General features: G+C 35.5%; 15 protein-coding genes. All 15 read left to right on the top strand.

From position 1 onward, the window contains the following. The first annotated feature begins 29 nt into the window (after nt 1–29). The gene (locus CSC80_RS06110; RefSeq protein ID WP_099190468.1) at nt 30–2,585 is read left to right on the top strand and encodes a hypothetical protein; all 2,556 of its coding nucleotides are present in this window, start codon (nt 30–32) and stop codon (nt 2,583–2,585) included. Nucleotides 2,586–2,588: 3 nt separating this feature from the next. Further along, nucleotides 2,589–3,011, top strand: a complete 423-nt coding sequence (locus CSC80_RS06105) for a polymer-forming cytoskeletal protein (RefSeq protein ID WP_058104530.1) — start codon at nt 2,589–2,591, stop codon at nt 3,009–3,011. Beyond that, nucleotides 2,989–3,222 (top strand): AtpZ/AtpI family protein, encoded by a 234-nt coding sequence (locus CSC80_RS06100; protein WP_058104529.1) that lies wholly within the window; start codon nt 2,989–2,991, stop codon nt 3,220–3,222. The genes CSC80_RS06105 and CSC80_RS06100 overlap by 23 nt, the downstream gene beginning before the upstream one ends. A 4-nt stretch (nt 3,223–3,226) precedes the next feature. Continuing rightward, nucleotides 3,227–3,619, top strand: coding sequence for a DUF6168 family protein (locus tag CSC80_RS06095; protein ID WP_143751722.1), 393 nt, complete (start codon nt 3,227–3,229; stop codon nt 3,617–3,619). A 93-nt stretch (nt 3,620–3,712) separates the two neighbouring features. Beyond that, nucleotides 3,713–4,888, top strand: coding sequence for a F0F1 ATP synthase subunit A (gene atpB / locus CSC80_RS06090; protein ID WP_058105111.1), 1,176 nt, complete (start codon nt 3,713–3,715; stop codon nt 4,886–4,888). A gap of 38 nt (nt 4,889–4,926) precedes the next feature. Beyond that, complete coding sequence (gene atpE / locus CSC80_RS06085; protein WP_027065438.1) at nt 4,927–5,121, top strand: ATP synthase F0 subunit C; 195 nt, start codon at nt 4,927–4,929, stop codon at nt 5,119–5,121. A gap of 87 nt (nt 5,122–5,208) precedes the next feature. Next, nucleotides 5,209–5,709 carry a F0F1 ATP synthase subunit B gene (locus CSC80_RS06080; RefSeq protein ID WP_074670920.1) on the top strand — a complete coding sequence of 167 codons (501 nt, stop codon included), beginning with the start codon at nt 5,209–5,211 and terminating at the stop codon, nt 5,707–5,709. A gap of 8 nt (nt 5,710–5,717) precedes the next feature. Continuing rightward, on the top strand, nt 5,718–6,257 hold the full coding sequence (gene atpH / locus CSC80_RS06075; protein WP_099190466.1) for an ATP synthase F1 subunit delta: 540 nt from the start codon (nt 5,718–5,720) through the stop codon (nt 6,255–6,257). Nucleotide 6,258: 1 nt separating this feature from the next. After that, nucleotides 6,259–7,068 carry a hypothetical protein gene (locus CSC80_RS06070; protein ID WP_074670921.1) on the top strand — a complete coding sequence of 270 codons (810 nt, stop codon included), beginning with the start codon at nt 6,259–6,261 and terminating at the stop codon, nt 7,066–7,068. Between the two features lie 29 nt (nt 7,069–7,097). Beyond that, a complete protein-coding gene (gene atpA / locus CSC80_RS06065; protein WP_099190465.1) occupies nt 7,098–8,678 on the top strand; it encodes a F0F1 ATP synthase subunit alpha in 1,581 nt (526 codons plus the stop codon). An 81-nt stretch (nt 8,679–8,759) separates the two neighbouring features. Beyond that, nucleotides 8,760–9,620, top strand: a complete 861-nt coding sequence (gene atpG / locus CSC80_RS06060) for an ATP synthase F1 subunit gamma (RefSeq protein ID WP_074670923.1) — start codon at nt 8,760–8,762, stop codon at nt 9,618–9,620. Between the two features lie 137 nt (nt 9,621–9,757). Continuing rightward, nucleotides 9,758–10,978: a TCR/Tet family MFS transporter gene (locus CSC80_RS06055; protein WP_099190463.1), complete on the top strand. Its 1,221-nt coding sequence runs from the start codon at nt 9,758–9,760 to the stop codon at nt 10,976–10,978. Between the two features lie 73 nt (nt 10,979–11,051). Further along, nucleotides 11,052–11,894 (top strand): alpha/beta hydrolase, encoded by an 843-nt coding sequence (locus CSC80_RS06050; RefSeq protein WP_099190461.1) that lies wholly within the window; start codon nt 11,052–11,054, stop codon nt 11,892–11,894. Further along, nucleotides 11,894–12,388, top strand: a complete 495-nt coding sequence (locus CSC80_RS06045; RefSeq protein WP_099190459.1) for an RNA polymerase sigma factor — start codon at nt 11,894–11,896, stop codon at nt 12,386–12,388. The genes CSC80_RS06050 and CSC80_RS06045 overlap by 1 nt, the downstream gene beginning before the upstream one ends. Continuing rightward, nucleotides 12,381–12,941, top strand: a complete 561-nt coding sequence (locus CSC80_RS06040; RefSeq protein ID WP_099190457.1) for a hypothetical protein — start codon at nt 12,381–12,383, stop codon at nt 12,939–12,941. The genes CSC80_RS06045 and CSC80_RS06040 overlap by 8 nt, the downstream gene beginning before the upstream one ends. Nucleotides 12,942–12,974: the final 33 nt, after the last annotated feature.

Raw genomic sequence — 12,974 nt, 5'->3', positions numbered from 1 at the left:
GTTAATCATACATACGTAGATTATCTATTTTGAATCTTAGAAACAAACTTATTTTATCCGGTGTTTTAACGAGTATGCTTTTTAATGCATGTTCCGTTAAGAAAGACAAGTTCGTAAACCGAAATTGGCACGCGCTCAATACCAAATACAATACCTTGTATAATGGTAACATTGCTTTTGAACAAGGGCGAGAAACGCTGAACGATACGTATCAAGATGATTATTTTGAAGTGTTGCCCATAGAACGTTTAGAAGTTAGTGGCGAAATAAAATTAGATTCAGAAGACAACAATCCTAATTTTCTTATTGCAGAGGAAAAAGCTACAAAGGCTATTCAAAAGCATAGTATGGATATTAAGGATGAAGAACGCAACCCTCAAATAGATGAGGCTTTTTTATTATTAGGTAAAGCGCGTTATTTTGATGAACGCTACATTCCTGCATTGGAATCCTTCAATTACATTCTCAATAAATATTCAGAAAGTGATAAGCTTAATGAAGCAAGTATCTGGAGAGAAAAGGTAAATATTAGGTTAGAAAATGACGATCTAGCGATAAAAAATTTAAAACGCTTAATGAAATATGAGCGTTTAAAAGATCAAGAATATGCAGATGCAAGGGCAATGTTGGCACAAGCCTATATAAATCTTAATGCTCCGGATACTGCGGTTCAAAACCTAAAAATTGCATCGCATTACACAAAAAAGAATCCTGAAAAAGGAAGGTACTATTATATTATTGGTCAGTTGTACAATCAATTGGGTTACAAGGACAGTGCCAATTATGCTTTTGATAAGGTGATTGAGTTGAATAGAAAGTCCCCTAGGATTTATATGATCAACGCCAAAATCGAAAAATTAAAGAATACCCAAGTCACTGGTGAGAATAAAGAAGAAATCTTGGAATATTTAACCAAGATGGAGCTAAATAGGGAGAACAGACCTTACTTAGATGGTATTTATAGACAATTGGCAGAGTTTCACTTAGAACAAGAATCCGATAGCTTGGCAATATTGTATTTCAACAAATCGCTCAGAGCATCGCAGAACAAGCCAAAATTGAATGCGCTCAACTATGAGAATTTAGCAGAATATAATTTTGATGAAAGTATCTATAAGCCCGCAGGTGCCTATTATGATAGTGTATTGACCAACCTTAACGAGAATACCAAGAAGTTTAGGGCGATCAAGAAAAAAAGGGATAACCTTGAAGATGTTATTAAGTACGAAGACATTGTGCATTATGCAGATAGTGTAATTACGGTTTACCAAATGCCAAAAGATGAGCAATTGGCATATTTTGGTAAACATATTGAAGAGCTACAAAAAGCTAAGGAAGCTGCGCAGAAAAAAGAGAAGGAAAGAATTACAGATGGTTTTGCTGCTTTTAACAACAGCAAGGGTGGTAAAGAGAATAAAGGCAAATTCTATTTCTATAACATTACTAGTTTGGGCTATGGTCAAAACGACTTTAAAAACCGTTGGGGCAATAGAGAATTGACAGATGATTGGCGATGGTCAGACAAGTCGCTTATTAATAGTGAGAATATTGCATTACAGAATGCTCCAGGAGCAAATGATAGTATTAGTGTAGTTAGTGATGATGAGAAATTCTCGTTAGACTATTATATGGATCGTTTACCTACAGATGTTGCTATTATAGATAGCTTAAAGACAGAACGTAATTTTGCCAACTATCAATTAGGGCTTATCTATAAGGAAAAGTTCAATGAAAATCTTTTAGCGGCAGAGAAATTGGAAAACGTTCTAGCCTCAAATGCCGAAGAGCGTTTGATCTTACCTTCTAAATATAACCTGTACAAGATATATGAAGAAGTAGATAGTCCGTTGAAAGAGACTATGAAAGCAGATATTATTGCCAACCACTCAGATTCTAGGTACGCGGAAATACTGTTAAATCCACAAGCGGTTCTGGCAGACAGTTCAGATAGTCCAGAGAAACGCTATGAGAATTTGTTCAAACAATATCAAGAACAACACTTTTTGCAGGTAATTACAGGTGCGGAGGAAAACATCAATAGATTTACAGGTGACCCTATTGTTCCAAAGTTTGAAATGTTGAAAGCAAATGCCATTGGTAGGCTGCAAGGTTTTGAGCTTTTTAAAGAAGCGTTAAATTATGTGGCATTGACGTATCCTAACAATCCAGAAGGTAAAAAAGCCGAGCAAATGATAGCAGAGCAACTTCCTAAATTGGAGCAAAAAGAATTTTCACCGGAAACAGACTCCAAGGGAACCTCTAACTGGAAAGTTGTTTTTCCTTTTAAGAGAAGTAATAATGAAAAGGCGCTAAAGCTGATGGAACTATTAGAGAAATCAATTACCGATCTTAAATACAAGAACAAGATTTCTAAAGATATTTATAACCTAGAAGATCAATTTGTAGTAGTTCATGGGTTTAAGTCAAAAGATTATGCACTTGGCTATGCAGAGCTATTAAAAAATAATAAGGATTACCGAGTTGCTGATGAGAATTTTGTAGTTTTATCAGAGAACTATAAGATTATACAAGTACACAAAAATATAATCGATTATAGAAATACGCTTTTAACCCCAAAACCGTGAACAATGTTTTCAGACAGACAAAAACCTAAAGCTATGAATGAAATAGGAGGACAACCCAACAGAATAGAGAAGAATACCAAAATCAAAGGAGATATCATCTCAGAAGCAGATTTTCGTATAGATGGAAAGTTAGATGGTAATGTAAAAACCTCTGGCAAAGTGGTCATTGGTAAAGACGGCTATATTCATGGTAAAGTAGAATGTGTAAATGCAGATATAGAAGGTAGTTTTAATGGCGAACTATTGGTATCTGATCTGTTATCCTTAAAGTCATCTGCTGTAATAGAAGGTACGGTATCTGTAAGTAAGCTGGCAGTAGAGCCAGGTGCTACTTTTAATGCTTCTTGTAACATGGGCGGTAAAAAAGGAGGAAGTAACCCTGCAGGTTTTAAAGCACCGAACAATGGAGCCGCAAAAGCCTCGTAAAGACAATGATAATTCTGAGCTTTTAAGAAACGCCGCAAGCTTATCTGGTGTTGCCATACAAATGGGTGTCACTATATTTTTGGGCAATCTTTTAGGAGAATGGTTAGATGAAAAATATGAAAAAACGTTTTTAGAAGATACATTTACTTTACTTGCAGTATTTTTGTCTATCTATTTGGTCATAAAAAAGGTTATGGCATTAAATAAATAAAACGTTGCTAAAAAATATCATTTTATATATAGTCGTGTTCACTGTTGTGGGCGCGACTTCTTTTTTTTTACAAGATCAGCTTTTAAGCAATGCTGAACCTTATTTTATTCCATTATTGAAAAAAGCCTATACATTTCATTATGTGTTTTCACTCGTATTGGTGATTGTCTTTTTCATTGCGGCTAAAAACAATTCATTTTTTCAGCAATTAGGGTTTCTATACATGGCGGCACTTGTATTTAAGATTACGTTGTTTGCTATGATCTTTTACCCATACCTACTTGGAGAACGTATTATGCCTCAGTTATATAGAGGAATGCTGTTGATTCCGATTTTAATTTTTCTATTTCTAGAGGTGTTTTTTATTGCCAAAATAATGGGGAATAAAAGTCTGTAAATTTTAAAGCTTTAAAATTGGGATGGTTATGTTATTATTAACTACTTTTGCGCAAAATTTCTAGGAGCTTAATTTTTTGATAAAGAACTAATGATGCAAGTTTCAAATACGATTAAAACCTTATTACAACTTCTAATACTTTGTTTTTCATTGCAAAGTTTCGCGGTATCAGACACAGCACCTGAAGGAGCGGTAAGTGGTAAGGAGCAGGTAGATGAGTATATTTTACATCACCTTAAGGATTCTCATGATTTTCATTTATTCTCCTATACCAATGATGCTGGTGAAAGAAAGCATGTTGGTTTTCCGCTTCCGGTAATACTTTGGTCAAGCAATGGTTTGGTGACTTTTATGTCATCAGAATTTCATCATGACGATAACGGACACGTAATTGTTGAAAAGAACGGTTCTAAATTTGTAAAACTTCACAGCAAAATTTATGAGTTGGAAGCTGGTGCTTCATCTGTAAATTTTGACGAAGAACATCACGCAACAAATGCGCATAAAGTTTTAGATTTTTCTATTACCAAAAGTGTTGTTGGTATCTTGTTGGTAGGTTTGTTATTGTTGTTTGCATTTTCTTCTTTAGCTAAACAATATACTAAGAAAAGTGTACCAACTGGTTTTGGTAGAGTGTTGGAACCTCTTGTTTTATATGTTAGAGATGAGATTGCTAGACCTAACATTGGAGAAAAACATTACAGAAGATTTACAGGGTATCTTTTAACGGTATTCTTTTTTATATGGGTGTTGAACTTGTTGGGGCTTACTCCATTTGGGTTCAATGTAACTGGGCAAATAGCGGTTACAGCTTGTTTGGCAATATTTACCTTGATCATATATACAGTTAGCGGTAACAAAGATTACTGGATGCACATTTTGTGGATGCCAGGTGTACCGGTTTTCGTAAAACCAATTTTGGCGATTATAGAATTGGCAGGTGCTTTTATCATTAAGCCTTTTTCATTATTGGTACGTTTGTTCGCAAACATATCTGCAGGGCATATTGTTGTAATGAGCTTAATTGCGATTATGTTTACTCTTAAAGAAAGTTTAGGTGTGGCAGGTGCTACGGGTCTTTCATTGGTTTTGTCATTCTTCATCACCCTTATTGAGGTGTTGGTGGCCTTTTTACAGGCATATATTTTTACGGCACTTTCAGCTTTGTTTATAGGTATGGCGGTAGCGGAACATGATCACGACCATGAGCATGATTCTCACGGTCATGAAGTGGCAGATGTAGAGGATGTTAGAGGAGATTTTATTTAACAAGAGTTTTTTTAATTTAATTATATAAATCAATTAGTATGGTAACTTACAATTTAATTGGAGCAGGTTTAATCGTTATCGGAGCAGGTTTAGGTCTTGGTCAAATCGGTGGTAAAGCAATGGAAGGTATTGCTCGTCAGCCAGAAGCGGCAGGAAAAATTCAAACTGCGATGATTATCGTAGCTGCACTTTTAGAAGGTTTAGCATTCGGTGCTTTGTTCTTAGGAAAATAAGAACACGAAAACCCAAAGACATCTTCCTGTAACGGTTGGTTACAGGAAATGTTTTTAATTATTGATTTAGATTTTAAAGATTAGAATATGGAAGTTTTATTGAATGATTTTTCACCAGGATTGTTTATCGTACAAACAATTCTATTATTAGGTTTAATTTTCTTAATGGTAAAATTTGCTTGGAAACCTATCTTGAACTCTTTGAACGAAAGAGAGACAGGTATTCAAGAAGCATTGGCCGCAGCTGAAAAAGCAAAAGCGGATATGCAAAACTTACAAGCGGATAATGATAGAATGTTGCAAGAGGCACGTGCAGAACGTGAATCTATGTTAAAAGAAGCTCGTGAGATCAAAGAAAAAATGATAGCTGATTCTAAAGAGCAGGCAAAAGCTGAAGGCGACAAAATGTTGAAACAAGCGCAAGCTGCTATAGAAAGTGAGAAGAAAGCTGCTGTTGCCGATATTAAAAGTCAAGTTGCAGAATTGTCTGTAGCTATCGCAGAGAAAGTTATAAAAGAGGAGTTATCTAGCAACGAAAAGCAATTGAAGTTGGTTGATACAATGTTGAGCGACATAAAACTTAACTAAAAAAAATAATGAGCGAATCTAGAGCTGCATTACGTTACGCAAAGGCGATATTGGACATGGCCAAGGAGAATAAAGCCTTGGTTGCTGTTGAGAAAGATATGCGTTCAATCGTCGCTACTATTTCAGATAGTAAAGAATTAAAAGATGTATTGGCAAGTCCGGTTGTTTCCGGTGCTTCCAAAAAGAATGCATTACTTGAAATTTTCAAAGGATGCGATTCAATTACTGAAGGTACTATTAGCATGTTGGTTGATAACAAGCGTGTAGGTATGCTAAATGAAGTTGCTTTAAAATACATTATTCTTAATGAGCAATTAAAAGGTAAGAACGTTGCTTACGTAACAACCGCTGTTCCTTTAGATGCTGCGATTGAGAAAAAAATATTAAAGCAGGTTGCTACTATTACTGGTGATGAGGTTACCATTGAAAGTAAAATTGACGAAAGTATTATTGGAGGTTTCATCTTAAGAGTTGGAGATTTACAGTATGATGCTAGCGTAAGCAACAAGCTTAATAATTTAAAAAGAGAATTTTCAAATAGTCTATAATATGAATAGAATAGTTTTTGGACTGGTTTTATTTTTTAGTGTGTCTGTTAGTGCTCAAAAAATAGGCGTTAAAAAAGGTGCAATATTAGTGGATAAGGTTGCCATTCCTATAAAGATGGAAACTGAGCATAGAGCTACAAAGACTATGGGAGATTATGATATTTTGTATTCATTTACGAATTCAAATTCATCAGAATTGTTTCTTCAAGTAAATAGTGTAGGAAGAATGTTGGTTCCAAATGGGGCGAAAGAGAGCTGGTTAGAGATATCAAATGCGGATTTTTCCAAAACTAATGCTATAGATATAGATCCTGATTATGGGACTGGTAAAAAGAAAATTATAAGTTTTTTAATTGAAAAGCTTCAGTTTTTTGATTTGTCGGGAAATGTAAATACGGAAAAAATTTCTACTTTCCTTGATACTAAAACTGAAAGTACCGCAAAAGAGAAGGTTAACAAAGTTAAAAATCAAGATAAAGAATTAGATGCAAAGGTAGCAGCGATTAATCCATTTGTACAAAAGGATTTAAGTATTACCAAGGGTGGTAGAATGGGAACTGACGTAATTGGAAAAGTTGTCTCGCCTGATGAATATTCTGGTACAAGATCAACTCCTATTAAAGTGTATGATGTTGACGGAAACTTAATTGCAACAGCAACAACAGATATTCAATCACCAGTAAAAGTTTCATTGCAAGATGGGTCTAGTTTTGAATATAAAGCAAAAAGACAATTAAGTAAGGTGACCAAACAAGAGTTTTTGACCGAGTTAATTGGAGAGTTGATTAAAAAAGGTAATAGTCCTTGGTAAAAATATTACAGTAAAATAATAAGTAAGATATGGCAGGAGTAAAAGCCGCTGAAGTATCAGCAATTTTAAAAAAACAATTATCAGGATTTGATGCTACCGCTACTTTAGATGAAGTAGGTACTGTATTAACTGTAGGTGATGGTATTGCAAGAATCTACGGATTAGCCAATGCTCAATACGGAGAATTAGTTGAGTTCGAAGGTGGACTTGAAGGTATCGTTCTTAACCTGGAAGAAGATAACGTAGGTGTGGTTCTTTTAGGACCTTCTAAATCTGTTGGTGAAGGAGATACGGTTAAACGTACGCAACGAATCGCTTCTGTAAAAGTTGGTGAAGGAATTGTTGGTCGTGTGGTTGATACTCTAGGTAACCCAATCGATGGTAAAGGACCTATTGCCGGTGATACTTATGAGATGCCACTTGAGCGTAAAGCTCCAGGTGTAATCTACAGAGAGCCTGTAACAGAGCCAATGCAATCTGGTATTAAGGCAATTGATGCGATGATCCCAGTTGGTAGAGGGCAGAGAGAGCTTGTTATTGGTGACCGTCAAACTGGTAAGACTACGGTTTGTATTGATACCATTCTAAACCAAAAAGAATTTTATGATGCTGGTGAGCCTGTTTACTGTATCTATGTTGCCATAGGTCAGAAAGCATCTACCGTTGCCGGTATTGCTCAAGTATTGGAAGATAAAGGTGCAATGGCATATACTACCATTGTAGCTGCTAACGCATCTGATCCTGCACCAATGCAAGTATATGCACCATTTACCGGAGCATCAATTGGTGAGTATTTCCGTGATACAGGTCGTCCTGCATTAATTATATATGATGATTTATCAAAACAAGCGGTAGCTTACCGTGAGGTGTCTCTTTTGTTAAGAAGACCACCGGGACGTGAGGCTTACCCAGGTGACGTTTTCTACCTACACTCTAGATTATTGGAGCGTGCTGCAAAAGTTATCAATGATGATGATATCGCAAAAGAAATGAACGATTTGCCAGAGGTGTTAAAACCAATGGTAAAGGGTGGTGGTTCTTTAACGGCTTTGCCAATTATTGAAACTCAAGCAGGTGATGTTTCTGCATATATCCCAACGAACGTAATTTCTATTACTGACGGACAGATATTCTTAGAGCAAGATTTATTCAACCAAGGTGTTAGACCTGCAATTAACGTAGGTATCTCTGTATCTCGTGTTGGTGGTAACGCTCAGATTAAATCAATGAAGAAAGTTGCCGGTACATTGAAACTAGATCAAGCACAGTTCCGTGAATTGGAAGCCTTTGCTAAATTTGGTTCAGATTTAGATGCTGCGACATTGAACGTAATTGAAAAAGGACGTAGAAACGTTGAAATATTAAAGCAAGCTCAGAACGATCCATTTACGGTTGAAGATCAGGTAGCTATAATCTATGCAGGTTCTAAAAACCTGTTAAGAGATGTTCCTGTTGAGAAAGTAAAGGAATTCGAACGTGATTATTTGGAGTTTTTGAACGCTAAGCACAGAGATGTTCTAGATACCTTGAAGTCTGGTAAGCTTACTGATGAAGTAACAGATACCTTGACTTCTGTTTGTAAAGAGCTTTCTGCGAAATATAAGAACTAAAAAAGTACTGAGTACTGAGTAAATAGTACAAAGTGTTGAAGCAACTTAATACTTTGTACTTTTTACTAAATACTGAATAAAATGGCAAATTTAAAGGAAATACGAAATAGGATTTCATCGGTTTCTTCAACGATGCAGATTACCAGTGCCATGAAAATGGTTTCTGCTGCAAAATTGAAAAAGGCGCAAGATGCCATTACGGCAATGAGACCTTATGCCGATAAACTGACCGAATTACTACAAAACCTAAGTGCTAGTTTAGAAGGTGATTCTGGTAGTGTTTATGCCGATAATCGTGCGGTGAATAAAGTTTTGGTCGTATCGGTTACTTCTAACAGAGGACTATGTGGGGCGTTTAATACCAACATCTTAAAGCAATCTGTTAACCTTGTTGAAAATGTTTATGCAGGTAAGGAAGTTGATTTTGTTGCGGTAGGCAAAAAAGCTAATGATTACTTAGGTAAACGCTATAATGTTATTGCTAACCATAGTGGTGTATTTGATGATCTAACCTTTGATAATGTTGCAGCAATAGCAGAGAACTTAATGGAATTGTTCACGGCTGGCGCATATGACCGTATTGATATTGTGTACAACAAATTCAAAAATGCGGCTACCCAAATTGTTATGACCGAGCAGTTTTTGCCAATTGTACCATTAGAGGTAGAAGAAACGGCAAGTGCAGATTATACTTTTGAGCCTTCTAAGGTTGAAATTATAGAGCAATTGATTCCTAAATCCTTAAAAACACAATTGTATAAAGGTATAAGAGATTCTTTTGCTAGTGAACATGGTGCTCGTATGACTGCAATGCACAAGGCTACAGATAATGCAACTGAGCTACGTGACCAATTGAAATTGACATATAACAAAGCAAGGCAAGCAGCAATTACTAATGAAATTTTAGAAATCGTTGGTGGTGCAGAGGCATTGAACAATTAAAAATGTTCACATATAGATGACTTCATGTTGTCTAAAGCTTAAACGCTTTAAACTATATATAAAAACCCCACTAACCAGTGGGGTTTTTGTTTTTATTGCTTTTATTTTCCTTTTTTTACCCGACTTTTGTCTTCACCATGAAATCCAATAAAACCGCCTTACTTTTTATATTCATAACTATTCTTGTTGATGTCATTGGCATTGGTATAATTCTACCAATTATCCCTGATTTGATTATGGAATTAACGGGTGAAGGCAATCATATGGCTATTATCTATGGTATGTGGTTAACAACGGCTTTTGCAGGTATGCAATTTCTGTTTTCGCCTGTATTGGGTGAAATATCCGATAAATATGGTAGACGTCCCATATTGCTTATTGCCTTGTTAGGGTTAAGTATAGACTATTTAATCCACGCTTGGGCACCCTCTATTGTTTGGTTGTTTTTGGGTAGGTTTTTAGCGGGAATTACCGGTGCAAGTTTTACCGTGGCATCCGCCTATATTGCAGATGTTAGTACCAGAGAGAATAAAGCAAAGAACTTCGGATTAATAGGTGCCGCATTCGGAATAGGATTTATAATAGGTCCAGGTATTGGTGGATTTTTCGGAGAGATAGATATTAGACTCCCATTTTATATTGCTGCAGGCCTAACATTTGCAAATTTCCTTTTTGGTTATTTCTTTGTGCCTGAATCTTTGACTCCGGAGAATAGAAGGCAAATCAACTTTTCAAAGATGATTCCTGGGGTTTCATTGTTCGCATTGCGCAATTATAAGGGAATTCTACTGTTGATTTCTGCATTTTTCTTGGCAAACCTTGCAGGTCAGGCATTACCTTCTACATGGTCTTATTACGGGATAGAACGGTATGATTGGAACCCAAGACAAATAGGGTTGTCTCTTATGGTAGTTGGCTTATTGGTTGCTGTTGTTCAAGGGTTTTTGGTTGGTAAATTAGTGACAAAATTTGGAAAACGTAAGGTTATCATCTACGGCTTTCTATTGTGGACAGTGGGTATGTTCTTGTTTTCTTTTGCCCATGAACCTTGGATGCTGTATGCATTCTTGATTCCATATGCATTGGGTGGTATTGCAGGTCCAACCGTACAAGGGGTTATTTCTAATCAAGTATCGGAAAAAGAGCAGGGAATTTTACAGGGCTCTATAACCGGTCTGGTTAGCATCACGGCCATTTTAGGGCAATTTATATTTGCGCCTGTATTTTATTATTTTATTAGGCCTGAGACTTCAATTTATTTTCCGGGCGCTCCATATGCCCTTGCAGCGGTTCTTCTCTTAATTGCCTTTATTTTGGCTACAACGGCTATAAAAAGGATGAATGTAGAACCGGAATAATATTTTTTCAAATAATAAGGTAACATTTTTTAATTCTTGAATCTAAAGGGTGAACAAAACAAAAACTCTTACGATGAAAACAATTAAATTATTAGTATTCGCATTATTTATTATTTCCTCTTTTTCAATAACTGCTCAAGACAACCCTTTTAAGGTTGAAGTCATTGGTAAAGGTGAACCAATACTTTTTTTTCCGGGCTTTGCCTGTACTGGTGATGTTTGGGAAGCTTCCGTTGCTGAGCTATCTAAAGATTATGAATGTCATGTATTTACGTTTGCCGGTTTTGGTGATGTGCCCGCTATAGAAAAACCTTGGCTACCAAAAATTAAAGATGAATTGGTTAAGTATATTTCTAGTAACAAATTAGATAATGCTATTCTGCTTGGGCACAGTTTAGGCGGTGCATTAGCACTTTGGATGGCTACAGAAAATAGTGCTTTTAAAGAATTGATCATAATTGATGCTTTGCCCTCAACCGGTGCTTTAATGATGCCTAACTTTAAAAGTGAATATATGGTTTATGATTCACCTTATAATAAGAAAGTAATGGGCATGAACGATAAGGATTTTGAGTCCATGGTCAGTCAAATGGCAAGCGGAATGGCTTTAGATGCATCAAACCAAGAAATAATAAAAGATTGGATGATAAAAGCTGATCGAGAAACATATGTCTATGGTTATACTGATTTATTGAAATTGGATTTGCGTAACGTCCTTTCTAAAATTGATATACCTGTAACCATTTTAGCGGCAACAGAACCTTATGGGATAGAAATGGCTAAAACCACATATAATAGTCAATATAAAACCCTTAAAGAATATAACTTGGAATTTGCCATGGGGTCTTCGCACTTTATAATGTTTGATCAACCAGATTGGTTCATTGAAAATGTACTTAAAGCATTAGAGGATTAATGACACTTAAGGAATCAACATATAAAAAGATATATGAGATTAATTACCCTAAAGTAATGCGTTTATGCATGGGGTATACCGGAGGTAATGATGTACTGGCCAAAGATTTGACCCAGGAAACGTTCATTAAAGTTTGGAAAAACTTAGATACGTTTAGAAATGAAAGCGGAATAGCTACATGGATCTATAGAATTTGTGTGAATACTTGTTTGGCAGAAATACGTAGGGAGAAGAAAGAAGAGAAAAAACTACAAATTGATGATTTGCAAATAAGTGAGAATAGTGAAGATCCTGTAGAAAAAGAAGATATGCTTTTTCAATTGTACAAATGCATCAACCAATTAAGTAGCACTAACAAGGCTATAATTTTGTTGGAACTAGAAGATGTGCCACAAGTAGAGATCTCAGAAATAATAGGGATTAAGCATGACGCTATCAGAACTAGAATACATAGAATAAAACAACAACTTACAAAATGTGCAAATCATGAATAATTTTGAAGATTTACAAAATACATGGCAAAACCAATCTAAGATATCTGCAACTGAAGAGAGTTTTAAATCACTCTTGAAAAGTGTAAAATCCATTGAAAACAAACAAAGAACAGGGAATGCGGTTTTAACAATTACAATCATAACATTGTTCGCTTTTCTACTGTACGTTTCTGGCTATAAAAATGCGACATTTTTACTGGGGATCGGTTTAATGATCGGTAGTTTAATGGTTAGAATAGGTATTGAGCTCTTTAGTTTAAGAAGATTAAGATCTATCAATTTTAGTGCTGACTATAATACGTTTAAACAAGATTTGACTACATATTACTCCTTCAGAAGGTTTACACATTTTATAATTACTCCATTGGCGATTATTATTTATACCGTTGGGTTTATTATTCTGTTACCTATGTTCAAAGCATCGCTGTCACATGGTTTTTATGTATATATACTATGTTCATCCATAGTTTTTTTGACGGTTTTCTGTGTATTTATTTATAAGCAGGTAAAAAACGAGCTTAATAAATTAAGGCAATTGCAGAAGGCAGATTAGGGCATTAAATTGTGATAGCCATGTTAAATGACG

This window comes from Maribacter sp. 6B07 (assembly GCF_002700155.1).
GTDB classification, from domain to species: domain Bacteria; phylum Bacteroidota; class Bacteroidia; order Flavobacteriales; family Flavobacteriaceae; genus Maribacter; species Maribacter dokdonensis.
This window is presented reverse-complemented; position numbering and strand designations above follow the sequence as displayed.